This window comes from Streptomyces sp. NPDC002386 (assembly GCF_053593175.1).
On the sequence record NZ_JBSFBX010000025.1, the window covers coordinates 53,764 to 80,700 of the forward strand.

Here is a 26,937-nt window from a genome sequence, read left to right on the forward strand (position 1 = left end):
GCGCGGCACGTCAGGGCGTGGGTTGGAGCCGCCCGCATCAGTCGGTCGTCGTCGTGGTGCGTCGGGTGGCTGCGGCGCGGGTGCGGGCGCTGTCGGTGGGGGAGAGGGATGCCGAGGATGGCGTCGGCGGAGGTGCGGGCTATGTCCCGGACCGTCTGGCCGTCTGGCCGTCTGCCGAGGCGCGTAGCACGCGGCGGACCAAGGTCACGGACAGCCCGGCCCGGTCGGCGATGTCCTGTGCGGACATGCCCCGCTCGCGCAGCCGGACCGCCCACCGTGCGGCGGCATGCGGAGGGACACGAGCGGACAACCCACGCGCACGGTCCTGGTCGCGCCGGCGGCGGGCACGCAGCGCTGCCTGGCGGCACTCGGCGCGGGTGCAGCCGTAGTCGGCGCACGACGCCTGGCCATGACGGACCAACGACCGCCGCGGCCGACGCTGCCGCGCGGCCGGCACGGCGACAGACGCGGACTGCTCTCCGAACATGGCCATTCCTGCTGCGAGCTCGGTGGACCGGCTCACGCTACGCGCCCCCACTGACAAGCAGCCCCGCTGCGCCCCGCGCGTGGCGGCCACGAGCCCGGAGAGCCGGCGAAGAACTCGATGTCGGTGGTGGCCGGAACGCTGCGCGGCCACCCGGCCGAGCACCAGCTCGGCTGCGCGGCATAGACCACCGCGGGCAGCCGGGCCGCCGCAACGGTCCGGCTGCCCTAAGACGCGCAACGCGAGCACCGACACGCCTCACAGGCTGACGACGACGAGGGCGGTGTCGTCTGTGACGCCTTGGGCGGGGATGAGGTCGTTGATCACGGCGTCGGCGAGTGCTTCGGGGTTGGTGAGGTCTCGGTGGCGGGTGAGGGCGTCGGTGAGTTGGGTGAGTCCGGTGTCGATGTCCTGGTGGCGGCGTTCGATCAGGCCGTCGGTGTAGAGCAGGAGGGTGTCGCCGTCGGTGAAGGCGGTGGTGGCTTCCGGCCGGGGGCTGGGCTCGAAGACGGCATCCAGCGGCGGATCGGTCGCCTGGTCCAGCAACTCCACAGTGCCGTCGCCGCGAAGAAGGACCGCAGGGAGGTGGCCGGCGCTGGAGTAGGTGATGAGGTGGCGGCTGAAGTCGATGAAGGCGGTCACCGCGGTGGTGGACTCGGCGCCGGTGACGCAGTGCGCGTACCGGCCGAGGGCCTCGAGGGCCTGCGCGGGGCCGGTGGCGACCAGGGAGGTGGCGGACAGGGCGCTGCGGAGCTGGCCCATGATGCCTGCGGCCTTAAGGCCGTGGCCGACGACATCGCCGACGGCCACGGCGATCTTGTCGCCGTCGTGGAGCTGGACCAGGTCGTACCAGTCGCCGCAGACGTTGAGGGAGCCGACCGCGGGCCGGTAGCGCACGGCGAACCGGTGATGGCCGATCGGGGGCGGAACGGGGAGCATGGCGCGCTGCAGGGCGAGGGCGACCTCACGCTCGCGGGCATGGGCGCGACGCAGGCGCTCGTTGACTTCGTGCAGCTGCCGCATCCGGCTGAAGAGCTCGGCCTCGAGCCGGCGTGAGCCGTCCGGCCGGCTGGTGGCGCGCAGCAGTTCGGTGACTTCCTCGACACGGTGGATCAACAGGGTGATGTGGCCGTCGGGCGCGAAGACGGGCGCGTTGACCGAGCTCCAGTAGCGCTCCTCCCAATGGCCGGGGCGCTGCGCGGATTCCACGTCGTAGCGCTGCAGGTCCATGTCGATCTCGCGGTTGGCCAGAACCGCGCGCAGGGATGCCTCCAGGTGGCGGGCGCCGGAAGCTGCCGGGTCCCGCGGGCTGCTGGGGAAGGCGTCGAAGAGGTAGCGGCCCACCACCTGGTCGCGGCTGCGTCCGGCCTGGCGCAGCCAGGCGAGGTTGGCGTCGGCGAAGACCAGATCGGGAGTCAGCAGAGCGACCGCGCCCGGCAGCGCTTGGAAGACTGCCGCGTAGTCGATAGTCATGGACGCAGGATATGGAGAAATGGTGCAAATCACGCTTACCGGCATCCTCCTGGCGGAGGCCCGGGCCTTCCTCTACCGGCGGCAACCCGATCAGGAAGCCAGGCCGGCTGCTGACACAGCACATCGCCCGGCGTCCCACGTGATGGCCCTGCGGCCGCCGATCCCGGGCATCCGGCCGCAAGGACAGTAGCCCCGCGTCAGCCGGGCCGAGGATATGGCTGGGATGAGTAGTGAGGCCCGTTGTGTCGGTCCTGGGCTCTAGGCTGCCGCCTATGTCTATGCCCCCGTCCGGCCGCAGCGATCGACGCGCCTGTCGTGTGCGGTACCCGCTGTGCGGGTGTGGGACTGGCCTGCTGCTCGCCGCCTGTTGAGGAAGCCCCCGTCTGATGAGCGTTGTCGCCGGTATTCCGTCCCCTCCGTCTGGGCGGAAGACGTTGTTGCCCGATCAGGTGTACGCGGTGGGCCGGCTGGCGCGGCACCTGCGCCGCCCGGGCACGCGCGGGCTGTATGTGTCGGCGACCGGGACCGGCAAGACGCTGGTGTCGATCCGGGTGGCGGACGAACTCGGCGCGCGGCTGGTGCTGTTCGTGGTGCCCACGCTCGATCTGGCGGCGCAGACCGCGCTGGCGTGGCGGGCGGACGGCCACGGTGAGCACATGGTGATCGTGTCCTCGATGGACGCCGAAGGCAGGGCCGATCTGGTGGCGGCTCGTGTCCTGTCGACCGCCGACCCGTATGCGTTGGGCGGGCTGATGTCGGTGGTGGGGGAGGGGGAGGACCAGATCCGGGCGTTGACGGTGATCTGCACCTACGACTCCCTGAACAAGATCGAGGAGACCCAGAACACGGGGTATGCGGTGCCGCCGTTCGACCTGGCGGTGATGGACGAGGCGCACCGGATCGCGGGTCGGGCCGACAAGAAGTGGGCGATCGTCAACGACACGCATCGCATCCGTGTCGGCCGCCGCCTCTACATGACGGCCACGCCCCGCATCTTCGCCGCCCCGGAACTGGCCGAGTCAGCCGACCTGATCCGCCCGCGCCGAAGGCGCCCGCAGGGGGAGCAGGTGGTGGACGCGGTCGCCAACTCCATGGACAACGAACAGGTGTACGGCAAGAGGGTCGTCGAATATCCACTCGCGAGGGCCGTGGAAGACGGCCGGGCTGCGGACTACCGGATCGTGGTGCCCACCCTCACCGACACCGACCTGCGCCGCCGCCTGAACCTGCCCGCCCCCGGCACCACGCCCACCGGCACCGCCGCCCAGGAGGCGACAGACGACGGTGCGCTGCGCACCACCGCCCTGCACCTGTCCGTGCTGCGCGCCATGGCCGAGCACGGTCTGCAGAAGGTGCTGGTCTACTTCAACTTGGTCTCCGACGCCCGCCGCTTCGCCCGCGAACTCCCGCACACCCTGCGCCTGCTGGCCAAGACCGACCCTCACCTCGCGCCCGGCATCGACCCGCGCCTGTTCTTCGCCCACGGTGAGCACACCCCCGAACAACGCGCCGACATCCCATCCGTCGACGCGATCGTCTTCGCCGACCCCACCCGCAGTGTCATCCGCTGCGTCCAGGCCCTCGGCCGCGCCCTGCGCCTGGACGTCTCCGGCAAGACCGCCTCCCTCATCGTCCCCGTCTACATCCCGCCCGGCGCCGACGCCGAGAACATCTTCGGCACCGCGTATGAGCCGGTGTGGGCGATCGTCTGCGCGCTGGCCAGCCACGACCACCGCATCCTCGAACGCCTCCCCGACAAGGCCAACCGCCTCCCACGCGAGACCAGCGACGTCATCGCCCGGCGCTGGCACTTCGACTTCACCGTCCACCCCGAACGCATCGCCCAGGCGATGGACCTCATCTCCTTCGACCCCCGCGACCCGGCCGTCTCCCGCTCCCGCCGCCTCGGCCTCGCCGCCGCCTGCTCCTACCGCGACCAGTACGGCCACCTCGACGTGCCCGCCGACTACACCGACCCCACCGGATACCGGCTCGGCACCTTCATCACCAGCATGCGCGACGCGGCGAAAGCCGGCCGCCTCGACGCCGATGCCGACGCCGACTGGATTGCCGAACTCGACGCGCTGGGCATGATCTGGGACAAGCACGACGCCGCCTGGCGCGCCCGCCTCGCCGCCGCAGCCGACTACCACCGCACCCACGGTCACCTCGCCGCCCCCGCCACCACCCCCGTCGGCGCCTGGCTCGCCGAACAACGCCACCTCGCCACCAAAAACGAACTCCACGCCGCCCGCGCCGAGGCCCTCATGGCTTCGTTCGTCTGTTGCGGCAGCAGTTGTCGACGAGTTCGAGCAGCACATACCGATCTTCGACGCGCTTGTTGTTCAGCAGTTTTGACGGCAGCTGAGGCTGGGAGAGTCGACCCGTCCTGTAGTCCGGCACCGATGGTCACTAGGTTCGGGCCATGACGATCACGTATGAGTGGCGAGGCGACGTCGACAACTCAGCTCTGAACGAGTTGCATGCCGAAGGGTTTGATCATCCCGTCGGGCAGACGGACTGGCGGGCAAGGCTTCAACGTCACAGCCTTGGCTGGGTCTGCGCTTGGGAAGATGATCGTTTGGTTGGCTTCGTCAACGTCGCCTGGGACGGCGGAGTCCATGCATTCGTTCTGGATACGGTCGTCGCTCGGCGCCGTCGTTCGAACGGAGTGGGAACCGCGCTGATCAGGGCGGCTGCTGAGGGATGCCGTTCGGCCGGGTGTGAGTGGCTGCATGTCGACTTCGAAGAGCACTTGCGGACGTTCTACTTCGATGCCTGCGGCTTCAGAGCGACGGCGGCGGGACTGATCGCGTTGTGATCCTTGGTCTCCCGGCCCCTGGCCAGGTGCTCAGAGGCCGAGAGGAAGATCTTCAGCTGGCGACGACGTGTTCCTCGGCACGGGCCCTGGTACTAGCCAGCCGGTAGGAGTCGGTGCCGGTCTCGATGATCGCGCCGTTGAAGGTCAGACGGTCGACGATGGCGCGTGCACGTGCCCCTCGAAGAAGGCTTCCTGGCCGGCAGAGGCGAACACGCGGTGGACAGCCTTGCCCGAATACGAGAGGCGGAAGGAGAACAGGTAGCAGGTCACCAGCTCGCCGGCGAGCCGCACGGCCACGTCACCGAAGTCGACTTCCGCCTCCATGCCGGGCGGATGGGTCTGCGGGATGAACGCCTCAATGGGCGCCTTGCCCGCCTCCACCGCGATCTGCGGCTTCCGATCGGCGACATAGCGCCTGACCATCGGATACGACACGTCGGCGCTGTGTTCCTCGACCAGCCGGTGGAAGATCCTCGTGACTGTGTGCCGCTGCTTGCGCGGCGCATCAAAGTCGGCCCTCAGGATCCCGTCGATCACCGCCTTGTACGGATCCAGCGCCGACGGCCGGGGCGGCAACGGCTTGCGCGGCTCCGGCCACGCGGAATTCAGGGCCTTGCGCACCGTCCGCCAGGCCACGTTGTACTTGCGCTCCAGCTCCCGCATCGTCATGCCGGCCCGGTGGTCCCGCCGGATCGCCGCGTACAGCTCGACCTTCGACATCTGCGGCATGACCAGGACCTTTCACCGGGAACACCCCGATGCTGTCCTGGCAAGTACCTCGGTGCTGACAAAACTCGTGAACATCACCCGACCGTGGATCTGGGCGCCTCCCAAACCCATGTACAACCGCTGACGCAGCTCGTGAACAAAGCCAGTCGGCGGTGCCGGCTGGCGGCCCAGCCTCCTATGGGGGCTAGGACTCGCGACGCTACTGCCCACGTCGATCTTCGTCGGCTTCCGAGTCTTGGGGGTCTAGCCAGTGACGTCCTGGTGTGCGCTGGCGAGAGCGACTGTGCCGCTCCTGGGGCCGCGGCCCTGGCGCGTCAGCAGCGAAGAAGTCGAGGGTCCTGTCGCTGACCTGCGGACCTGTAACCTCGCGGGAACGGCTCGTTCAGAAGGCGCTCCGCCACCAACGATGCGGCGGATCACCGTACGGCACGGCGTCGGGACGTTCAAGGATCTTCAGATCCAGAGGCTGCACGATCCTGCGGAGCTCGCGTGAGCTCTCCTTGGGGAGAGCACAGATCGCCAACTCCAGTAGATCTCGCTCATCCGCCGGTTCGGGGCAGCATGCGGGGACACCGCATCGGTCACTGAAGGGCGATGGGAGCTGATCCATCGGTGCTCTCGCGATGGCAGCCCAGCGGGAGAGGGCCTGTTCGATCAGCCCTGGCTGGAGCCGAGTCCGTTCCAACCGAATGATCTGCGCTTGAGCCGGACCGGAAACCTGACCGATCTTCGAGAAGGTGCAACGCGCACCGGAGTACCTGTTCTCCGCCCGGAGGCGTGAGGGGCGCCTACGCGGCATGGCCCTTTCGGTTGTGAGTCATGAACAGCAGTCTGACACGCCTCGCGGCGTAGCGGTCCTCATCCGTAACCGGGACGCTTCCCGAACCGCTGAGGCACCGCAACCGCGCCCAAGGCCCTCAGGGAGGCCGTCACGTCGAGGATCTCCGCCGGGAGGCGCGATGAATCCGCGACTCCGCCTCCACGCTCTCCGCTCCACGCGCTGCCGACGTGTCCCTCACGCTGCGGCCAGGTAGGCGTGGTCGAGCGCCCACCGCAGGGGGTTCTCGGGCCGCGGGACGCGGGTGGCGAGCCGGATGCGGGAGGCGGTGCCCGCGCAGCGGAAGGCGTGGACTCGTTGAAGCACGGCTTCGCACTGGGCGGCGGATCCGGGAGTGCCGTCGAGAACGACGTCCATGCGGTGGCGCTCCTCGGCCGAGCCGTCGGGGGCGAGGTGGGTCACGCGAAAGGCACACAGCACAGGACCTGTGGAGCGCGGCCGCAGCAGCCGGCAGCTGATGTGGCTCTCGGCGTAGTGGATTTCGATGGTGTCGTCCACGCAGGACACGTGTAGTGCGTAGGCGACTCGAGGGTCGCACATGATGAGTGCGAAGCGCGGTGCGAGACCGCGGACGAGAACGCGACGTGACCGGCATCGCATCGGGTCGGGCTGGCTCATGTGAGGTACTCCTCCAGGGTCGGTGCCGTGGATACTCCGCGCCGGTGAAGGCCGTGTTCGGGGCGAGTCGGTCGACGTACCGGCGAGGGACGGGCTCAGGACGCGGCCGGGGTCCTCAGGCGGTCGCCGTCGTCGGGTGCGGCGGTGCGACGCAGCCGGGCGGCCATGGCCTGGCTCAACCCGTCCGGCCCGGTGTGAGCGGTGTTCCACCGGGCGGAGTGGTCGAGACCCTGCCTTGTGCTCTCTCGGTGGACGAGGTCGAGGGTGCGCTTGATGCCTTCCATGACGTGTGCCGGATGGCGGCGCAGGTCGTCGGCAAGTGCCCGAGCCGCGTGGTGGAGGGTTGCGGCGTCCGGGAACACGTCGTTGACCAAGCCGATGTCCCGTGCCCGTGCTGCGTCGATGGTGCGGCCGGTGAACGCCAGTTCCCGTAGATGTCCCTGGTTGATCAGCAACGGGAGGCGTTGCAGACCGCCGAGGTCGGCGACGACTCCCAACTCGGCCTCGGGCAGAGCGAAACTGGCTTGGCGGGTGGCGTAGCGGATGTCGCAGGCGCCGGCCAGTTCGAGGGCGGCTCCGGTGCACGCACCGTCGATGAGGGCGACGACCGGCTTGGGGCAATCGGCGACGGCGGTCACCGCCTCCTGAAGGAGGCCTACGTCCTCGTCCATGAAGGAAACGTTCTGCGAGCGCTGGGCTCGGCGGAGCCGCACGACGTACCACCGCAGGTCCATGCCCACGGAGAAGGTCTGCCCCTCGCCGGCGAGGGCGATGAGGCGGATGTCGTCGCGCAGGCGGGCGTTCTCCATGAAGTCCCGCAGGCCCTCCCAGAAGGTGCCTCCGAGTGCGTTTCCCCTGCCGCTGCCGACGATGGTGACCAGGGCGAGTTCGTCCTGGACCGTGAGGTGGAACGGTGCGTCGTTCATCGCGGGCTCGCGGTGGCCACGGCGGTGGAGGCCGCCGGGTCCCGGGCCGGCACGCCGGGCGTCATGCGGTACAGCACCTCCGGGGGGTGGGCCTGTCCCTCCTCGCCGGGGAAGTCCTCGGTGGTGAAAAGGATCTCGGTGTGCACCTCGAGTCCGCGTTCGTGAGCGAACCTCCGCAGCATAAGGGCGACAGCGCGATTGCCGGGATTGATGGTGGTCTCGACGCAGGCGGCTCCGCGGCCGGCGGCGCGGTCGGCGAGCTCGTGCATCATCCGTATGGCGAGGCCGGGGGCGTGTTGGCCGGGATCCACGGCCGACTGCCAGGCCATCAGGGTGTCGGGGCGGCTCGGGCGCAGGTAGGCGGTGACGAAGCCGACGATCCGGCCTTCGTCGGTCGCCGCGACGACGGAGGTGTCGGCGAAGTCCCGGAACCAGAGGTTGTAGTAGTAGAGGCTGTTGGTGTCGAGGATCTCGGAGTCGCGCACCAGCCGCCACACCGCCGGAGCGTCCGCTGGGCTAGGGGCGCGCAGGGTGACGTCAGGGGCGTCGGAGTCGCTCATGAGGGCCTTTCGGGTATTCGACGGCTACTGCTGAGGAATCGGATCGTCAGGCTCGGACTGCGTCTGCGCCGGCACTTTCGCGCTGTCGTTCCGTACGGCGCGTTTTCTTTTTCCCGGCACCGATGGTGTCCCGAATGAGGGATGGTCGGCGCCAATGGGAGCGTGGCGCATCAAAAAAGTCCGGGCGCCCCGATTTCAGAAGCTCTGAAATCTTGTCAGGCATGGCCAAGACGGGCCACGTCAGGTCGCTCAAAACACTTACACAGCTCGGCGGGCCGACGCAAGCGGGAAGAGAAGACGGCGGTTTCCCGCCTGCCACCTATGCCGGCGGCAAGGGTCTTTGGCGCGCCCCGTCCGTGCTCACTGTGACGCCCGACGAAGAAGATCATGGACCTCACCAGTGACCTCATGGGAACGGTCGATATTTCGCGAAGGATCTTCACTCGTCGGTTTGAAATGGAGGACGGCCTTCCGCTGCTTATTTTTAGACACTCCGAGATTCGTTCGCATGGATATGTTCTGGCTGGCTAGTCGTACATCCCTCACGCAACCTCGCACGAGGTCCTGTCGACGCAGGATCGACGACGATGAAACGAGAGCTGTATGAAGTGCGCGTCCCGGTACGGAACCCTCTTCGCGGAGCCCGTTCCTTCCGTACGCATTTGTTGGCGCGGCGTCTTCACCTCCTGAGACGCCAGGCGGAAAATCCCGATCCGAGCCGCCCGGGGAGCCGACGCACAACCTGATGTCCGCCCTCGGCCGCCCACTGGCAAACGGGGTTCGACACGCGTGGAACACGCGGCCCGACCGCTCCCCCCGCTCCCCACCTCACACACCGACCGGGCTCGTCCCGCCCCCGAAGAGTCGTACTGCCCTACGCCACGGCGAAGAGGCACGACGACCCTCTCCCGGCCCGACCACCGTCGCCCGGACCACCGCGACGGTGACCGCCGGCTCAGCCGCCGACACGCCCGTTCCGCTGCCTTACGCGGAGGAGACATCCACTGATGACCACGAACGACGTCCTTGGCGCCCTGGCGCCACTCATCCGAGCACACACCGAACACCTGACCGCCCCTCCGGTCACGGTCACCGTCGACACACGGCTGGAGCAGGACCTGCGGATGGACTCGATGGCCATCGTGCAGGTGCTGGAGGCCATCGAGGACTCCTTCGGCCTCACCATCCCCGACGAGCGGCTCGCCGGCGTCTACACGGTCGGTGACCTCGCGGACATCGTGCGGACGACGACCGCCTCTGCGGAGCGTGTCGCGTGAGCGCGTCGGCGCAGAACCGCGCCGCAGCGTCCGACGCCGCCGCCGACCCGCTCGCCGTCGCCATCCTGGGCCTCGACACCACCTCCCTGGACTGCATCCAGGTCAACGCCGCCGTTCTCGCCGACGCGTGGCACGGACCGGGCGCCCACCTCGAACTGGGCGGCAGGGTGCGCTTCGCTCCACGCCCCGGTACCCACAGCCCCTTACCCACCGTCGAGCGGTCGACGGCCGACCAGATCGAACAGATGGCCGGCCCGCTCGGACTCGACCTGAAGACCGGGCGATCCCTGACAGACGGTCGCGCACTGCTGGACCTGCTGCCCGAGGACGGCAGCCCCATGTACGTAGTCGGCGACGCATGCCGCATGCCGTGGCTCCCGTACCACGGCCACCAGCACATGGACCACAGCGTGCTGCTGCGGGCCGTGGACGGGGGAACGCGCGTCGAGGCGGTGGACGCCTACGACAACGAGACGCCCTACGGCAGGGCGGAGCCGGTGGTGTGCGTCTACGACCGCGCCGAGGCCGTTGCGCTGTTCGACGGCTCGCCCGCCCTGCCGGTGCGGGTGCGCCCCGCTGCCCCCACCTGCCCGCAGGTCTCCGAGACCCTCGCCCGCAACGCCGCGGACGCGGCCCAGCTGCTGGCCGGTGACGGCCCGGAGCGCTACGCGGCGGCCTTCCGCGACCATCCGGACCAGCGGGAGGCCTGCTCGGCCCTGCTGCTGGAAACGTGGCTGCTGGCCCGGTCACGGCGGCTGCACGCCGCCTGGGCGGCCCACCATGCGCCGGGTTCCCCCCGCGCGCGTACCGCCGCCGACCGGGCCGCCGCCTGGGACACCCTGGCCGGCCAGTGCTACCTGGCCGCACGGCGGGTGCAGCGCGGCCGCCCCGTACCCCCGCAGATCCACACCACCCTCGTCGAACTGCTGCGCGCGGACGCCGGCTTCGCCAGCGAATCGGCCCTCGGAGGACCAGGAGACGTCATGCCCCATGAGCCCGCACAGGTACGCCGGACGGTGGTGAACACCGTCGCCGACGTCCTGGGCGCCGCCCCCGAGGAGGTCGCCGCCACCGACGATCTGAACCGGCTGGAGGGTTTCGCCTCCTTCCAGATGGTGGAGACGGTGGAGCGGCTGGAGGACGCCTACCACGTGGAGTTCGCCTCCGAGGACCTGGCCCCGGCCGTTCTGCGAAGCGTCGACGGCCTGGTCGAACTCGTGCTGCGCACCTCCGCCGGAGCGGAGGTGACGCACGCATGAGCGCTCGCCCGCACGCGACCGTGCTGCACGAACTCCTCGACAACCCCGTCACCGGACCCGGCACCCCGGCGGTCACCTGCGGTGAGTCCACCCTCAGCCGCGCGGAAGTGGTCCTGGCCAGCCACCGCTGTGCGGCAGATCTGGCCGCCCGAGGACTGCGCCGCGGGGACCGGCTCGTGGTGACCAGCGACGTCGGCCCCGTCCTGGTGCCGTTGCTGTTCGGGGCCTCACGGCTGGGCGTCGTCTTCTCCGTCCTGCACGAGCAGGTGCGCGGCGACGTGCTGCGGCACGTGCTGGCCGACTGCGAACCGGCCCTCGCCGTCGCCGCGTCGCCCGCCACCCGGGATGCCGCGCGCGAGGCGGGCGTCCCCGTGGCCGCCCCCGAAGACATGGACGTCCTGTCGTACATCGAGCCGGGAGCCGACACCGCGGAACGCGCGGCCGACACCGCTCGCCCGGACGGATTCACCACCGCGGAAGGCCCGCTCCCCGTCGACCCCGTGTGCCTGATCTACACCTCCGGCACCACCGCGATGCCCAAAGCCGTGGTCTCCACCCATCAGCAGATGATGTTCGCCGTCCACGCCATCGCCGAGCGACTGGCCTACCGCGCTGAGGACGTCGTCTACTGCCCGCTGCCGCTCTCCTTCGACTACGGCCTGTACCAGGTCTTCCTGTCCGCGCTCGCGGGAAGCCACGTGTGGCTCGGCTCCGCCACCGAGTCCGGCCCTGCGCTGCTGGCCAACCTGCTGCGCAGCCGGGCGACCGTACTGCCGGCCGTCCCACCCGTCTCCACTGCACTGCTGAAGCTGCTGCGCCGACGGCGGGACGCGGAACGGCCGCCGCTGCGGCTGCTCACCAACACCGGAGCCGCGCTGCCCGCCGACATCCCGCAAGGACTGCGTGAAGAGCTGCCGGGACTGCGAGTGCAGCTGATGTTCGGGCTCACCGAGTGCAAGCGGCTCACCATCTGCGAACCGGACGAGGACCTGACCCGACCGGGCAGCTGCGGGCTGCCGTTGAACGGCACCGAAGTCTTCGTGGTGGACGAGGCGGGCGCACGGCTCCCGGCGGGCGAGGTCGGCGAGATCACCGTGCGCGGACCGAACGTGATGGCCGGCTACTGGCGGCGCCCCGAACTCACCGCCTCCCGCTTCCCGCGGCGCGACGGCCTCTTCCCCGAGCTGCGCACCGGTGACTACGGCTGGACCGACGAGGAGGGACGGCTGTACTTCGCCGGCCGGCGCGACGACATCTACAAGCAGGACGGCTTCCGCGTCAGCGCTGTCGAGGTCGAGGCGGCCGCCCGCCGGTTGCCCGACGTGGACACCGCTGCCGTTTTGACACCCGACGGGACCCGTCCGGAGGCCGTCCTGGTGGTCACCGGCACCGCCGATACCGCCACCGTCCTCCCACGGCTGCGCGAGCACCTGGAGGACTACAAGGTGCCCCGGGTGTGCCGCTCGGTCGACACCCTGCCCGTCAACGCCAACGGCAAGACCGCGAAGGCCGCACTGGCCGCCCGGTTCTCGGAGGCCTGCCATGACTGACACCGCGACGCACGTCGGGTCGACCGGGCACGCCCGCGACGCGCGACCTGCCGGTCCCTCCGTTCCGCCCGGCGCGACGACCCCCGCCTACGTCTACGACCTGGCCGCACTCCGCTCCGCACACGCCAAGCTGAGGTCGTGGTTGCCGCAACCCAGCGAGCTGTACTACTCGCTCAAGGCCAACCCGCACCCGGCGGTGGTGTCCGCGCTGCACAGCCTCGGCTGCCGGGCCGAAGTCAGCTCACCCGGCGAACTGGACGCCGCCCTGGAGGCCGGGGTACCGGCCCGCGACATCCTCTGCACCGGCCCCGGCAAGCGCGACGAAGATATCGACAGGGCCCTCGCGGCGGGGGTGCGCGACTTCGCCGTGGACTCCGAGTACGGCATCGGCCAACTGGACCGCGCCGCCGCCCGGCACGGGGTGAACGTCACCTACCTGCTGCGCATCAACCCCGGCGGCGGCAGCCGTGGAGCCGGACTGCGCATGACCGGGGACCCATCCGCTTTCGGCGCCGACGCCGAAGACGTCGCCGCCCACCCCGAGCGGTACAGGGGCGGCGAGCACGCCACTCTCGACGGCCTCCACCTCTACCTGGCGACCAACATCGCCGAGGAAGAGGCGCTCGGCAACTCCTTCACCGAGGCGATCACCGTTGCCCGCACCCTGCAGCAGGCTTTCGGCGTGCCGCTACGCACCATCGACCTAGGAGGCGGCTTCGCCGCGCCCTACGCCCGCGCCGGGGAACTGCCCGCCTACCCGGGGCTGGCGGACCGCCTGGCGGGCGAGCTGGACGAGGCCCTGCCCGGCTGGCGGCGCAACGCACCCACGGTGGCATTCGAGTCGGGCCGCTACCTGACTGCCACCTGCGGGCGCCTGCTGACACGCGTGCTGGACGTGAAGACCTCCCACGGGCAGCGCGTCGTGGTCCTGGACGCAGGCATCAACCATCTCGGCGGCATGGCCGGGTTGCGCCGGGTGCCGCCACTGCATCCCGACGTAGTCCGCCCGGACGACGACGCGGCACAGCCCACCGGGCTCGCGGACACGGACTCCGGGCACACCGCCACAGCTCCCGGCCCCGCCATGATCTGCGGCCCCCTGTGCACCCCGCTCGACACCTGGGCGCGATCGCACCCGCTGCCCGCGGTCGTACCCGGTGACCTGCTCGCCGTGCCGAACACCGGCGCCTACGGCCTGCACGCCAGCCTCGTCCTCTTCCTCGGCCACCCGGCCCCGCTGGAGATCGTCACCGAAGGGGACCGGGTGCTGCGCAGCGACCGGCTGACCTTCGTCCGCCGCGGCGACTGACCACGCTCGCCGACCCGCAGCCGCCCCACGACACACCGTGCTCCGCGCACACCCAACCTCAGTCAGGAGACCACTCATGGACCAGGCATTCGTCGACACACTCCGCCCTCACCTGCGCTACCTCGCCGCCGAGCAGGAGCTGCGGGCCGAAGACCGGCTGCGCGACCTGGGGCTCAACTCCATGCAGGCCATCGACCTCGTCTTCGACCTGGAGGACAACTGCGGAGTGACCCTCCCCGACGACCAGCTCACGGACGCCAACTTCGAGACCGCCGGCAGTCTGTGGAAGGCCGTGGAAACCGCCCGTTCCGGCTCCCTCACGGACGCCCGGTGAAGGCCCTCGACCCTGCCCTGGCCGAGCGTCTGGCGCCCGTGCTCCACACCGTCGAGCAGCACGCTGCCGAGTGCGACGAGAAAGCGGCCTTCCCCCTGGAGGCCCTGACCGCCATGCGCACCTCCGGACTCCTGGGGCTGCTGGTCCCCGCCCGCTACGGCGGCCTGGACGGCACCGTCCCCGACCTACTGGCCGTCTCCCAGTTGATCGCCCGCCACGACATGTCGGCGGCCATGGTGTTCGCCATGCACGGGCAACAGGTCGCGGCGCTCGTCCACCACGCCCCCGAGGGGCTGCGCCGGCGCGTCCTGCCCCAGGTCGCCCGCGGTGACACGTACTTGGGGTCGGTCACCACCGAGGCCGGCAAGGGCGGACACCTGCTCAGCTCCCGCACCGGCACGCGGCGTGAAGGCGACCTCATCGAACTGGACCGTATGGCACCGATCGTCACCGGCGGCGCCCACGCCGACGCCTACCTGATCACCGTTCTGGCCCCCGGCGCCGCCTCCGACGGCCAGGTGTCGTTGGTATACGCGGAGCGAAGCCAGCTGGACGTGCAGATCCTCGGCGACTGGGACCCCCTGGGCATGCGCGGCACGCACAGCGTGCCGATGCGCTTCACCGGAGCGGTACCGCACGACCAAGTCGTCGGCGCACACGGCGACTTCCGCCGGGTGACGGTCGACGTCTTCGCGCCGCTGGCCCATCTGGGCTGGAGCGCCTGCTGGCTGGGCACGGCGGCCGGCGCGCTCTCCCGAACCGTGCGGCTGCTACGCAGCCCCGACGAGCGACGCCGCAGGGACCTCAAGAGCGAGCTGCTGCTGACCCGGCTGTCCCGTGCCCGCCGGCGTATCGACACCGTGCAGGCCATGCTGAGTCACGCCGCCCACGTGTACGCGTCACTGTCGACGCAGGAACGGGGCAGCGCGCCATGGCAGTTACTCGTCAACTCCCTGAAGGTGACCGCCTCCGAGGAGTGCCCGGCCGCCGTGGAGGAGCTGATCGAGCTGGTCGGGCTGCGCCACGGCTATCTGCGTCACCAGCCGCTCGCGCTGGAGCGCGCCCTTCGGGACCTGCGCTCCGCCTCGCTGAACTACGGCAACGACCGGCTGCACCTGGCCAACGGCTCGCTCAGCCTGCTGGACCAGGAGACGACCCTTGTCTGACGCCGTCTCCCTCCCGCCGGCCGGAACCCTGACCGAGCGCCCGGCCGGCGCGCCCCCCGCCCGGCTCCGGCTGGGCGGCCGGGCGGCCGGACGGGCCGGCGACCCGATGGCCCGCCTGTGGACCCCGGCTCCGGGCGTCACGGTTGCCATGGCGCGCACGGACGCCGTACTGGCTGCACCCGAGGCCGTGGGCCGGCTGCGCCCCGAGGAGTATCGGTCGGCCGCCACCATGGCGGCCTGGCGGGGCCGCGAGCACCTGGCCGGCCGGGCCTTGCTGCGGCTGCTGCTCGCCGAGGTGGCCGACGAGGAGCACGCCCGAGCCGCGGTGGTCCCCGAGCCGGCCGGACGCCCCCGATTGCCCCACTCCCCCGACACCGGAGTGAGCATCTCGCACAGCGGCTTGTACGCCGCTGCCGCCGTGGGCGCCGGACTCGACGTCGGCGTCGACATCCAGGTGGCCCGGCCGCCCTCGCCCGCCATGGTGCGCCGCTGTTGTGCTCCGAGCACAGCCGCCCGGCTGGCATCCATGGCACCCGACCGGGCTGCCCGGGACTTCGCCCGGGTGTGGACCGTCCAGGAGGCGTGCGTCAAGGCGCACGGCACCGGGCTGTCCGGTGCGCCCTGGCGCGTGCGCGCCGACCCGGACGGTCAGAACGGCACCTGGGAAGCGCTGCACTGGCGCCGGCCACCCCGGTCGGCCGCGGTGTGCGCGGAGACGGTCGCCATGGCCTGTGCCTTCGGACCGACCGAAGCACGGCGCACGCCCACGGCGGAACGTCGCACGCGACCAGCCCACCGCTGAGCCCTCGAAATCCTGACGGCCACCCGCCGCAACCGCTCGCTCCCCGCCGCCCGCTCGCGACGGGGGCGAGGGCCCGCTGCACCCGTTGTCCCATGGAGGACCCCATGCATACCGATCCGACCGTTCCCACCAGTCTGGGCCTCAGCTGCTACACCGAGAATCTCGCCGGCTACCTGTCCGCGAGGGCCCCCGCTTCCACCGATCTGCTGGCCCGGTCCGTGCGGCTCGCGATCGACCCGGCCACGGGCAGCTTCTCGCACCACGACCGGGCCCTGAACAACTTGTCCGACAGCCGCCGGCTCGGCTACCGGGGCGTCGCCGACGCCGAGGCGGCCCTCGCCGGCATCGCCGCCGAACTGGCCCAGCGCGGCCGGGTCCTTGTGGTCGCCAACAGCGGTGCGCTGCCCTGGCTGTCCGGCGCGGCCGACGCCCACGCCCCGCACCTGATCACGGTGGACGGCCGCACCCCCGAGGAGGCCTGGCACGTCGTGGACGGCTTCACCGCCCTGTTCAGCAACGGCGGGTCCCAGGAACCGTTCTCCGGCGAGTTGTCCGGGGCGGAGCTGACGGCCCTGCTGGCCTTCCCCGAAGGCCTGTCGGAGACGCACCGCAGGCGCAACACCCTGGCCTTCGGCTTCCCCGTGACGCCGCCGCGGGAGGAGACATACCAGTGGCTGGTCGAAGAGGACGGAACCACCGAGGAGCGACTGCCCGGTGGCCCCTGGCTGACCGGGACCGCCGCCCTGGAGGAGACCGCTCGGCTACTGCTCGCGGACCTGGAGGACGACGGCTCGCAGGGTGTGCTGGAGGACGTATGGGCGGCGGCGCAGCACCACGTGTTCCGCAACACACATCTGCTGGCAGCGGATGCAGCGCCGTCCCCAGCGAAGCGACGTGCCATCGACGCCGCGACCGCAAAGTGGCGCGAGTTGCCCCGCATCCTTCGCTTCGCAGCCAACTCCGTACGCCGAGGCCGACCCCGGCCGTCCCTCGTCACCGGCGCGTTCACCGCGCTGGCGGAACTCGAGACGGAGGCCTCGCCCTCATACGCCGGCCACGACAACGTCACTCCCGCGACGCCGCTCGCCGCCGCCACCTCATCCGCCGGCCACAGGGGCTGATCCGATGCCGACGCCCAAACTCACCCTGTGGGACCGCTTCGCCCGCACCACCGACCGCCACCCGGACCGCCCGGCGCTCACCGTCGACTCCACCACTCTGACCTACGCCGAATTGCGCACGCGCGCCGAAGTGCTGGCCGCCCGGCTGAGCACCGGCGCGCCACCGCCGCGCCGCATCGCCCTGCTGGCGGCGCGGACACCCGCGACCTACGCCGCCTACCTGGCAGTGCAGCGGCTGGGAGCCGCGGTCGTGCCGCTCAACCCCGCTGCCCCGCCGGACCGCAACGAAGCCGTCGTGCAACAGGCAGGCGCGGCACTGGTGCTGGCCGACGCGGCGGCCGACACCAGGCCGGCGGGGCAGGCCGCCCCGCTCGTCGCGGTCTCTCCGACGGACTTGGCGGGCGCACCTGACCTACGCGGCCTGCCCGGCCCGGGACCCCATGACACCGCCTACATCCTCTTCACCTCCGGTTCCACCGGCCGCCCCAAGGGCGTGGTGATCCGCCACTCCAACACCGACGCATACCTCGACCACGCGGTGGAGCGCAGCGGCGCCGGACCGGACAGCCGGCTCTCCCAGACCTTCGACCTGACCTTCGATCCGTCCGTGTTCGACATGTTCGTCGCCTGGAGCACCGGCGCGGCCCTCGTCGTACCCACCCGTGAGGAACTGCTTGATCCGGCCGCGTTCGTGCGGCGCCACCGACTGACTCACTGGTTCTCCGTGCCCTCCGTCGTCTCGCTCGCGGCCCGGCTGCGGCGACTGACGCCTAACTCCATGCCGACCCTGCGCTACGCGGCCTTCGCCGGCGAACCACTCACCGTGAAACAAGCCCGGACCTTCGCAGCGGCAGCTCCCGGAGCACGCCTGGAGAACCTCTACGGCCCCACCGAACTGACCGTCACCTGCACCGGCTACCGCCTCCCCGCCGACCCCGCCCACTGGCCGCGCACCGCCAACGGCACCCTGCCCATCGGCACCGCCCACCCCGGCGCCGAAACCCTCGTGGTCGACGCACAGATGCACCCCGCCGACGAAGGCGAGCTCCTGGTACGCGGCCCGCAGCGGTTCCCCGGCTACCTGGACCCGGCGGACGACACGGGACGGTTCGCCACCGACGCACCGGACGCGAACCTCACCCCTTACGAGGGCGGACCGCTGACGGAGGCCCACTGGTACCGGACCGGAGACCGAGTGTCACGGGACGGCGACGGCCTCGTCCACCTGGGACGCCTCGACAACCAGGTCAAGATCAGCGGCTACCGCGTCGAACTCGGGGAGATCGAGGAGGCGCTGCGCTCGCGCCCCGACGTCCTCGACGCCGTCGTCGTGGCCCGTACCGACCGGTCCACTCCCGTTCTGGAGGCGGTCTACACCGGGGACGCCTCCGATCCGGCCCCACTGCTGGCCGCCCTGCACCGGCGCCTGCCCGCCTACATGGTGCCCCGAACCCTGCTGCGCCTGCCGGAACTCCCGCTCAATCTCAACGGCAAGACCGACCGCAACGCCGTCCTCGCCGCACTGGACACGGCCCGCCCGGGCGCACCCGATGCGCCTCGCACTGCCCCTGCGGACCGGGCCGCCATCGACGCCCGCCGCGCACCCGTATCGAAAGGAACCCGGTGACATGACCGCGACCACCACCCGTACCGCGCTGCCCGAGCGTGAGGAGTTCTGCTCGGCGATGGCACAGCTCGCGACCGGAGTTGCCGTCATCACCACCGCCGGCCCCGACGGACCGGTCGGCTGCACCGCCAACGCGGTGCTCTCACTGTCCACCGAGCCCCCCTCGGTGCTCGTCTCGCTCGCCAGCGACGGCCGCACCGTACGGCACGCGACCGTCCACGGCCGCTTCGCGGTCAACATCCTCACCTGGCAGCAACGGGACTTGATGCACCGCTTCGCGCGACTGCCCGCGGCAGAGCGTTTCAAGGACGTCCCGTACCAGAACGAGGCGGACTGCCCGGCCCTGGACGGGACGGCCGCCACCGTGGTGTGCCGACTGGACCAGGCGCCCACCGCGCTCGATCACACCCTGCTGATCGGCCGGGTGCTGTGGACCGCGCAGAACCCCGCCGCCGAGGGCCTGGTGCTCTACCAGCGCCACCAGCACGCTGTGGCCGGCTGATCCCGCCTCAGCGAGTCGGCGCCCGGCCCGGACGACCGACCCCGGCACGACGCCTGCACCCCATCCGCAACACCACCTGACAGGGATGAGCATGAGCGTATTCGGCACCATGGAATCAGAAGTCCGCAGCTACAGCCGGGCCTGGCCCACCGTGTTCACCACCGGACGCGGTGCCGTGCTTCACGACGAGGCGGGACGGTCCTTCATCGACTTCTTCGCCGGGGCCGGCGCCCTCAACTACGGGCACAATCCACCCGGGCTGAAAGCCGCGCTGCTCGAGTACCTGTCCGGTGACGGCGTCACGCACGGACTCGACATGCACACCACGGCCAAGCGCGCCTTCCTGGAACGGTTGCGGGACCTGGTGCTAGCGCCCCGCGGTCTGGACTACCGCGTTCAGTTCCCCGGTCCAGGCGGTACCAACGCCGTCGAGGCAGCGCTCAAGCTCGCCCGGAAAGTCACGGGGCGGCGCGCGGTCGCCTACTTCCGGCGCGGCTTCCACGGGATGACACTCGGGGCCCTCGCGGTGACCGCCAATCCAATGAAGCGCGCCGGGGCGGGAGTGCCGCTGCCCCACACCGTTCCCCTGCCCTTCGACGACCCCGCAGCCGAGGAGGCGGGGTCGCTGGTGCGGCTCACCCGGTCACTGGACGCGGCCGCCGCGGACGGACCGCTCGCGGCGGTGGTCGTGGAGACCGTCCAGGGCGAAGGCGGGATCAACCCCGCCCGCACCGCCTGGCTACGGGCCCTGGCCTCCTGGGCCCGGGAGCACGACACGCTTCTCGTGGTGGACGACATCCAGATGGGCTGTGGGCGCACCGGACCGTTCTTCTCCTTCGAACCGGCCGGCATAGTCCCCGACATCGTCTGCCTGTCCAAGTCCGTCAGCGGGTACGGGAATCCCATGGCCCTCACGCTGATGCGCCCCGAGCACGACGTGTGGAAGCCCGGTGAGCACAACGGCACCTTCCGCGGCTACAACCCCGCGTTCGTCACCGCCGCCCGCGCACTGGAGTTGTTCTGGTCCGACGACGCGTTGGAGGCCCGGACCACCGCGCTCGGCGAGCGCGTGCACCGTGCCCTCGCGGAGACCGCCCGGCGGTACGGACTGCCCGCCCCGCGCGGGCGCGGTCTGGCCTGGGGACTGCCCTTCGACCGTCCGGGTGCTGCTCGCGACGTGTGTGACGCCGCGTACCAGGCCGGCCTGCTGCTGGAGACAGCCGGCCCTCGGGACGAGGTGGCCAAGGTCCTTCCGCCGCTGACCGTGGCGGACGGGCAATTGGTACAGGGTCTCGGGATACTCGACGAAGCCGTCGCTTCGGTGGCCGGCAGGCGACCGCTCGCGGCCTGAGCGACACGACACGGCCTCGGCACACCGCCCGGGCGGCGGACGGGCCACGGGCCATCGAAAGGCCAACGAAAGGAAGAACGAATGTCGGTCGACCTCGTCGGCTTCCTAGGCGTCGTACTCGTGGCCTACGTGGTCCCCGGCCCGGACTTCCTCGTGGTGCTCAGATCGGCGACCGAGCATCCCGCCAAGGGGCGGGCCGCGGCGCTGGGGGCACAGACCGGGCTGTGCGTGCACATGCTTGCCGCCGCCGTCGGCCTGTCGCTGATCGCCGCTCGCTCCCCCGTGGTCTACGACGCCATCAAGCTCCTGGGCGCGGCCTACCTCGTCCACCTCGGCATCAGGGCGGTGCTGGCCGCCCGGCGCGCCGCCCGCGAACGACGCGCCGGCCAGGACACGACCGGTGGTCCCGGGGACGAGGCCGGGCCACCGGTCTCGGAGGCAGACGGGCCGGCCCGCGGCCGATGGCGGTCCGGTTTCACGCAGGGACTTCTCACCAACGTGCTCAACCCCAAGGCGGCGCTGTTCTTTCTGAGCATCCTGCCGCAGTTCGTCCACGGCGGCGGCTCGCCCACCCGGCAGATCTTCCTCCTCGGCATCCTGGACGTCCTCATCGGCGTCGCCTACTGGTTCGTTCTCGTCGCCGTCGCCGTGCGCCTGCGCACCCTCCTCGCCCGCCCCAAGATCCGCCACCGCTGGGAGCTGACGACCGGCTGGCTGTTCATCGCCATCGGTATCGGCGTCGCTGCGGCCTCCTGAAGCAACGGAAGCACCTCAGCGGCAGCTCCACCTCTGTCCCCGCGGGCTCACGGCGCCCGCTCCGGAGGCACATCTGATCCGTAGCTCCAGCGGGATCGGTCAACACCGGTCATACCAACTGCTGGACGCGCCCGGAGGGGCGCTACCGTGCGGGGGCGGTTACCAGGGTTGCGGTACCTGGCTGCTGTACGGCGCCCCCCCTACTCGGTGATCGATCCTGGCAATCGGACACGGTTCACCCTGCTCTTCCTCACCGAGGACGGCAGCGCACCGGTAATTTCGATCAGGAGTCAGGTGAGGCCGAGAAGCCTGGCTGCTGTTCCGCCCAACACCCGGTCGCGTACCTCGCCGGAGCGAGTGACGCGCTCGACAGTCGCGCGGGTGAGTACCGGGTCGCCGTACGGGGCGTCCGAGCCGAACAGGGTGCGTTCCGGTATCTCCCGGATGGCCAGACGAACAGCGAAGATCACGCCGGCCGTGGACAACTCCAGGAACATGCTGGGCGTGTCTCGGACCAACTGGATGGCGTCCATCCAGTTCAGGCCCCCCAGTTGGCTGATGACGAGGGGTACGGACGGATACGCAGTCGCCAGTCGGGCCAGAGCTCGCAGGTCTTCCGCCGTGGTGGGCGCGAATCCGTGGACGACCACGGGGAGTTCACTGTGATCTGCCGCTGCCCGCATCACCGGCTCAAGGAGGTCTGCACGGCCAGGTGGCGGCGTCAGTTCACCGATTCCCCGCATGCCATGACCGACCACGTCCCGGTCGACCATTTCAGCGATCCGCTGGGGCGTCAGGTCGAGCGGCACGCTCCTGAATCCGATGAAGCGATCAGGGTGGGCGTCGAGCGCCATCTCCAGTTCCAGCCACGCTGTCCGGTACCCCTCCATCCCAGTGGCCCGGCCGCCGATCGCCTCGTCCAGTGCGGCCATCTCGCGGCGCAGCGATTGAAGGTCGGTCGCACGTTCCGGGTGCGGTCGGGTACCGAAGAGCACCGCCCGGTCCACCCCCGCGTCGTCCAACAACTTGATGTGGTCCTCGACCGGGTCGTGGACGTGGCTGTGCCGCGGTGGATGGTCGCCGCGCGGTCGGCTGTCTTGCTGGCGGCTCTCTGCCTGAGAGCGTCCCTGTGAATCCGCCCAGGGTGGCGCGCTATGTCTTCAGGCTAGCCGCGATGGGCGCAGGTGTTGCTCCTGCTCTCCAACGGTCCTCCGTGCCCGTGACGTGGAGGGCAAACGAGAGCACCGAGCCGCGCCGAAGGAGGGGTCTAGCTGTGCGACCTGGGGCAGGGACAGCTGTCCGGCCCAGGGGGGAGCAACTACCCGTTCGTCTCACGGGAATGCCCAGTCGAGTGCCCGCGTTAGGGACAGCAGTGGTTGTGGAGGGGACAGTGTCCCCGGGCCTCACCTATTGCCCATGAGGACGATCGTTCGGCTGAAGCCTCATGGAGCCTTTCGCCGCGCAGGCGACCGCCCTTCACGACCACATACACGCCCCCTGCCGGCCTCTTCCGGTCGGTCTTGGCCAGCGGGCCGCATACCGACGCCAGCCCACGCTTACGCCCGCTTCCCCGCCGTTCGCGCTCCTCTGCGCGGTGCCCAGATGGCATGGGCCAAGGTCTTTGGCATTTACAGCCCAGGTCACTGCGGCCCGGGCTGTCGCGCGCTGTGGCTCAGCGCCAGACCGAGTCAGGCCCAGTCCATGCCGAGTTCCCGGATCGCGTCGAGTTGCTCCTGGGTGAGCTTGTCCCGCCTCGCGCGAATGTTCGATATCCATACGCCCAGTTTCACGACCACCGGGTCCGTCTCGCCGACAACCGCGATTTTTTCAGCGTGGCCGCGCGGTACAGGTCGGGAGCCTTCCCGCTCTACCCACTGCGTGAGGGCCGCAAGTCCCCGCTGGAACGCCTGCTGCGCCTTGCCCTGGCCCTTCATCGCACCCTCGGCGGCCGGGGCGGCAGGCGGCGCCTCAAGCGGCTTCACGCCCAGCGTGGTTAGCCGCTCCTGCTGCTCGGGCAGGAGCGGCACCCAGGTGCCCGGCTGCTTCTGCCGTTGGAGCCAACGTCCGATGTCGTCGCCGTCGAAGACGACGCCGGGTGCGATGTCGGGCAGCTGGCCGTCGGCGTCGACCAGGTCCGCGAGGACGCGGTAGTGGCGTTGCCAGTCCAGCGGCCACGGGCAGTTCCAGTCCGGGTCGATCGCGGCCAGCTGCTGCGCGCGTTCCTCCGCGCGCTTCGGGTCCTTCCCGAGACCGCCCTCCCGCCGGAGGTTGGCCATGTGCTGCCCGATGGGCACCATCGCTTCGCCTTCGCCCCACACCGCGTCCTGGCGCGGGGCGAGGTGTCCGGTGGCCCGCCGGTAGGACCGCAGTGCGGCCAGCTTGGCCTCCCACGCTTCCTCGCCGGGCTCCCAGACCATCCCGGCCTCCGGTGCGTCCAGGAGGACCTTGCGCCGGTCTTCCAGCTCCCCGGCCCGCAGGGCCTTGCGCTGCTGGTGCACCCACCGCCCAAGCGGAAACGCCTTCGTCGCCCCGACCTCGACCTCAACGTCGTAGGGCACGGCGTAGACGCCGGTGATCTCGTTCTCCGCCCGCCACCGGATGAGGGCCTGGTAGCCCTCCAGCCATACCAGCGACTCCGGCCGGTAGACCCGGGTGCGCAGGAACGCGGCGATCGTCGCTGCGTCGCGGGGGGAGGAGAAGTGCAGCAGGGCGGACTCGGCAGCGGCGTCGGTGTCGTCCTGCTCTTGGTCCCCGCCGTCGCCCTCGCCGCCGGCCCCGATGATCCGCCCGTCCTCGTCGCGCTGGAGGTGGACCTTGCGTTTGCCGCTGGTGAGGGCGCGGGAGGCGAGCTGCTCGACGAGGCGTTCATCATGACTGCGCAGGCCTTGCAAAACGGCTACAAGGGGGCGGAACGAGGCGCTGGCGACCATGTCGGTCGGGTCCTCGCCGGGCTCCAGGAACACCGGCACGATGATCCTGGCCACCTTCGTGCTGCCGTCCTTGTTGAGCCTCAGCGCGCGGCCGATGTTCTGCACGATCTCCACCTGGGAGCCGCGGGTGTCGGCGAAGCAGATGGCCTCGACTCCCCGCTCGCCGGTGATGTCCACGCCCTCCCCGAGTACGCGAACGCTCGCGAGGAAGGCACGGTGCACCCGGCGCCCGGCCGCGTCGATGCCGTTGGCGAACTGCCGGATCTTCTCGCGCCGTTCGGCGACGGTGTGGTCGCCGCACAGCCACGCCGACCACACCCGGTCCGGCGGGACGTGGCGGCCGGCCTCCAGCTCGTAGAACTCCGCGTCGATCGAGGACTTCGGCAGCTTGTCCGCGGCGGCCAGGTCCTCATCGGAGGCATCGTTGACGTACAGCTCGGCAGCGGTCTCCGGCAGCTTGTCCGCGAACGCCGCGGCTTCCTCCACCTTCTGGTGGAAGGTCATGACCGTACGGAGGTTGTAGGCGGCGGCGTGCTCCAGGAGCGCGGCCTGCAGGAGCGCCAGGCGCCGGCCGCGCCGCGCCTCCTCCGACTCCCCCAGAACGGGAGAGGGGTCGCGGATCTCCAGCACGTCGATCTCGAACCCCGCGAGGATCTCCCGCTCGATCGTCTCCGAGAGCCCGAGCTCCGCGAGCCACGCGCCGTACGTGCCCTCCGGGTCATCGGCCATGGTCGCGATCTCCGCCTCCTGGCCCTCCGCGCCCTTCTGCGGCCGGGCCGCGGCGAGGATGCGCGGTGTGGCGGTGAGGTAGAGCCGGAAGTCGGCGGGGATGCGGGCGTTGTCGTGGATTGCTGCCCATGGCCGGCCGAGATCACCGGCGGTGCCGTGGGCCTCGTCCACGATCGCGAGCTCGAAGCCCGCCATGCGCTGCCCGTACAGCCGCTCCCCGCCTGCCAGAGCGGCCTCCAGCGGCCCGCGGACCTTGCGCTGGCCCTGGAGTTCGTCGATGTCCTCGCGGTCCACGAGGGAGGCATACGTGGCGAACACGACGACCGGTCCGGACCTGGCCCACAGGGCGAGCTGGATCGGGTTGGTGGTGGTCCGCACCCCCAGCTCCTTCAGCACCGGGTCGTTCTCCAGCGAGCACACCGCGACCATCGGGGCGCGGTGGCCCACCAGGCGCCACGCCTGGGCGGTCTGCACGAGCAGGTCCAGGGTGGGCACGGTCACGAGGATCCGGCCGTTGGCGAACGACTCCAGCGCGCACGCGGCGGCCGTGATCGTCTTGCCCGAACCGGTCGCTGACACGATCGTGCCCCGGGCACCCTGCGGGGGCACAGATGATCTTGCAGGAAATCCTACCCATTTTCGGAACGCCGATTTCTGGTCAACCTGGTGTTCCTTCAGAGTGATCCTCTGCAATTTCAGAGCCCTTCCCTGCATCTTTTCATCGACTCTCTCATCCTTACTTTCACTCAGGGTTCTTTCCAGCCCAGTACAGAGCAGTGTCGACATCGCGCGGGGTCCAACCGTCTGCGCGTCCTCCGCTGTTTTGAGGAGGGTGTCGAGGAGGTCCATGTAGCGGCCGTAGCGGCCCGGACGGTCCGTGAGTGTGAGCCCAAGCAGGTCGATGGCGCGCTGGACACGCCGGTCGTAGACGGCCATCCGCGTGGGAGCTGCCGAGGTCAGGATGGCAGACGCGAGAGCGTCACCCTTGACGAACCCCGGCAGTTCAGAGATGGCACTGCGCCCCGCCTGAGCCGCCTCACCGAGTGAGAGAGTGAGGTCCTGCACTGACGCGACGGCCTGCTCGGTGACGGCTCGCACCTGGCTGTCGGGCAGCGACATGAGAGCTGTCACCCAACGGGTCTGCGCAGAGAGGCGTTTCCACACGACCAGGGCAGCGATGTCCCTCTTACCAAGACTGCCGGCACGCTCGACGTGCTGCGCAACATCCCAGAAGACCTCGTCATAGTGAGGTGATACGGCTGCCAGGTAGGCCGCGCGTGCGGGGACGAGCACGTCCCACGCCGGGTGACAGAACGTAGAAGATTCTTCTCTCTCCACGAGCATTCATCTCCTGAGGCCGGTGAACTGAGGCTGGAGGGTGTCTCATCTTTTCGCCAACGGTACATGCTGCATCAATCCGAGGAGCCACTACACAGAAATCCGACCCGCACGAGCGACCCCCACCCCCTTGTAACCAGCTGGCCCGCATTAGCGGGCCCCAACGGTACTGAAGGCGCAGCCGGAAGGACCGTCAGGCAGGGGAGCGCAGCGGACCCGCCGGCCAGGCTGGAGCGAAGCGCAAGCCTGGTAGCGGGACAAAGTCCCGCCGGTCCGGGAGCGCAGCGGACGGACCGTCACCCCGCCTGCGCAGCAGGCGGGGTGTGCGGGTGGCGCAGCCACCCGCTAGCGCTCCCGCGGAGCGGGAGCGCAACACCCGTGCGCAGCACGGGTGTTCGCTTGCACATCGCGCAGCGATGTGGTACCCGCTCCGCGGG

The 26,937-nt window shown here is 70.4% G+C and carries 21 protein-coding genes and 1 pseudogene; 14 read left to right on the top strand and 8 right to left on the bottom strand.

Annotation, left to right across the window (positions count from 1 at the left end):
- Positions 1–742: 742 nt before the first annotated feature.
- Entirely contained in the window at positions 743–1,957 is a 1,215-nt protein-coding gene (locus ACWCPN_RS33715) for a PP2C family protein-serine/threonine phosphatase (protein WP_451214202.1), read from the bottom strand.
- Between the two features lie 437 nt (positions 1,958–2,394).
- Here ACWCPN_RS33715 and ACWCPN_RS33720 point away from each other — a divergent pair, with 437 nt between their 5' ends.
- Both ACWCPN_RS33720 and ACWCPN_RS33725 read left to right on the top strand, forming a co-directional pair.
- Positions 2,395–4,386, top strand: a complete 1,992-nt coding sequence (locus tag ACWCPN_RS33720; RefSeq protein ID WP_451214205.1) for a Helicase associated domain protein — start codon at positions 2,395–2,397, stop codon at positions 4,384–4,386.
- Positions 4,383–4,778 (top strand): GNAT family N-acetyltransferase, encoded by a 396-nt coding sequence (locus ACWCPN_RS33725; protein WP_451214208.1) that lies wholly within the window; start codon positions 4,383–4,385, stop codon positions 4,776–4,778. Before ACWCPN_RS33720 ends, ACWCPN_RS33725 begins: the two co-directional genes overlap by 4 nt.
- Positions 4,779–4,830: 52 nt before the next feature.
- Here the strand turns inward: ACWCPN_RS33725 and ACWCPN_RS33730 are convergent.
- The 5 genes and pseudogenes from ACWCPN_RS33730 to ectA form a co-directional block, all read right to left on the bottom strand.
- A pseudogene (locus tag ACWCPN_RS33730) lies at positions 4,831–4,941 on the bottom strand (IS21-like element helper ATPase IstB); the annotation flags it as partial.
- Positions 4,923–5,507, bottom strand: a complete 585-nt coding sequence (locus ACWCPN_RS33735) for a hypothetical protein (protein WP_451214211.1) — start codon at positions 5,505–5,507, stop codon at positions 4,923–4,925. The gene ACWCPN_RS33735 and the pseudogene ACWCPN_RS33730, both read right to left, overlap by 19 nt.
- Before the next feature lie 1,015 nt (positions 5,508–6,522).
- The gene (locus ACWCPN_RS33740) at positions 6,523–6,843 is read right to left on the bottom strand and encodes a hypothetical protein (protein WP_451214214.1); all 321 of its coding nucleotides are present in this window, start codon (positions 6,841–6,843) and stop codon (positions 6,523–6,525) included.
- 215 nt (positions 6,844–7,058) lie between these two features.
- Complete coding sequence (locus ACWCPN_RS33745) at positions 7,059–7,889, bottom strand: enoyl-CoA hydratase-related protein (RefSeq protein WP_451214217.1); 831 nt, start codon at positions 7,887–7,889, stop codon at positions 7,059–7,061.
- Entirely contained in the window at positions 7,886–8,449 is a 564-nt protein-coding gene (ectA, locus tag ACWCPN_RS33750) for a diaminobutyrate acetyltransferase (RefSeq protein WP_451214220.1), read from the bottom strand. The genes ACWCPN_RS33745 and ectA overlap by 4 nt, the downstream gene beginning before the upstream one ends.
- 1,007 nt (positions 8,450–9,456) lie before the next feature.
- Between ectA and ACWCPN_RS33755 the strand changes: the two genes are divergently transcribed.
- From ACWCPN_RS33755 to ACWCPN_RS33810, 12 genes are all read left to right on the top strand, one after another.
- A complete protein-coding gene (locus ACWCPN_RS33755) occupies positions 9,457–9,726 on the top strand; it encodes an acyl carrier protein (RefSeq protein ID WP_451214222.1) in 270 nt (89 codons plus the stop codon).
- Positions 9,723–10,985: an acyl carrier protein gene (locus tag ACWCPN_RS33760; RefSeq protein ID WP_451214225.1), complete on the top strand. Its 1,263-nt coding sequence runs from the start codon at positions 9,723–9,725 to the stop codon at positions 10,983–10,985. The genes ACWCPN_RS33755 and ACWCPN_RS33760 overlap by 4 nt, the downstream gene beginning before the upstream one ends.
- Positions 10,982–12,535, top strand: coding sequence for a class I adenylate-forming enzyme family protein (locus tag ACWCPN_RS33765; RefSeq protein ID WP_451214228.1), 1,554 nt, complete (start codon positions 10,982–10,984; stop codon positions 12,533–12,535). Before ACWCPN_RS33760 ends, ACWCPN_RS33765 begins: the two co-directional genes overlap by 4 nt.
- A complete protein-coding gene (locus tag ACWCPN_RS33770) occupies positions 12,528–13,844 on the top strand; it encodes a type III PLP-dependent enzyme (RefSeq protein ID WP_451214231.1) in 1,317 nt (438 codons plus the stop codon). Before ACWCPN_RS33765 ends, ACWCPN_RS33770 begins: the two co-directional genes overlap by 8 nt.
- A 76-nt stretch (positions 13,845–13,920) precedes the next feature.
- Positions 13,921–14,178: an acyl carrier protein gene (locus ACWCPN_RS33775; protein ID WP_451214234.1), complete on the top strand. Its 258-nt coding sequence runs from the start codon at positions 13,921–13,923 to the stop codon at positions 14,176–14,178.
- The gene (locus tag ACWCPN_RS33780; protein ID WP_451214237.1) at positions 14,175–15,344 is read left to right on the top strand and encodes an acyl-CoA dehydrogenase family protein; all 1,170 of its coding nucleotides are present in this window, start codon (positions 14,175–14,177) and stop codon (positions 15,342–15,344) included. Before ACWCPN_RS33775 ends, ACWCPN_RS33780 begins: the two co-directional genes overlap by 4 nt.
- Positions 15,337–16,146, top strand: coding sequence for a 4'-phosphopantetheinyl transferase family protein (locus ACWCPN_RS33785; RefSeq protein ID WP_451214240.1), 810 nt, complete (start codon positions 15,337–15,339; stop codon positions 16,144–16,146). Before ACWCPN_RS33780 ends, ACWCPN_RS33785 begins: the two co-directional genes overlap by 8 nt.
- A gap of 104 nt (positions 16,147–16,250) precedes the next feature.
- The gene (locus tag ACWCPN_RS33790) at positions 16,251–17,267 is read left to right on the top strand and encodes a hypothetical protein (protein WP_451214243.1); all 1,017 of its coding nucleotides are present in this window, start codon (positions 16,251–16,253) and stop codon (positions 17,265–17,267) included.
- 4 nt (positions 17,268–17,271) lie between these two features.
- Complete coding sequence (locus tag ACWCPN_RS33795) at positions 17,272–18,894, top strand: amino acid adenylation domain-containing protein (protein ID WP_451214246.1); 1,623 nt, start codon at positions 17,272–17,274, stop codon at positions 18,892–18,894.
- Between the two features lies 1 nt (position 18,895).
- A complete protein-coding gene (locus ACWCPN_RS33800; RefSeq protein ID WP_451214249.1) occupies positions 18,896–19,396 on the top strand; it encodes a flavin reductase family protein in 501 nt (166 codons plus the stop codon).
- 91 nt (positions 19,397–19,487) lie between these two features.
- A complete protein-coding gene (gene ectB, locus ACWCPN_RS33805) occupies positions 19,488–20,747 on the top strand; it encodes a diaminobutyrate--2-oxoglutarate transaminase (RefSeq protein ID WP_451214252.1) in 1,260 nt (419 codons plus the stop codon).
- 81 nt (positions 20,748–20,828) lie between these two features.
- Positions 20,829–21,503 carry a LysE family translocator gene (locus ACWCPN_RS33810; RefSeq protein ID WP_451214255.1) on the top strand — a complete coding sequence of 225 codons (675 nt, stop codon included), beginning with the start codon at positions 20,829–20,831 and terminating at the stop codon, positions 21,501–21,503.
- A gap of 290 nt (positions 21,504–21,793) precedes the next feature.
- On the opposite strand, the gene ACWCPN_RS33815 is transcribed toward ACWCPN_RS33810, so the two are convergent.
- Together ACWCPN_RS33815 and ACWCPN_RS33820 are read right to left on the bottom strand one after the other, a co-directional pair.
- On the bottom strand, positions 21,794–22,528 hold the full coding sequence (locus ACWCPN_RS33815; RefSeq protein ID WP_451214258.1) for an amidohydrolase family protein: 735 nt from the start codon (positions 22,526–22,528) through the stop codon (positions 21,794–21,796).
- Between the two features lie 663 nt (positions 22,529–23,191).
- On the bottom strand, positions 23,192–25,876 hold the full coding sequence (locus tag ACWCPN_RS33820) for a Helicase associated domain protein (protein WP_451214266.1): 2,685 nt from the start codon (positions 25,874–25,876) through the stop codon (positions 23,192–23,194).
- Positions 25,877–26,937: the final 1,061 nt, after the last annotated feature.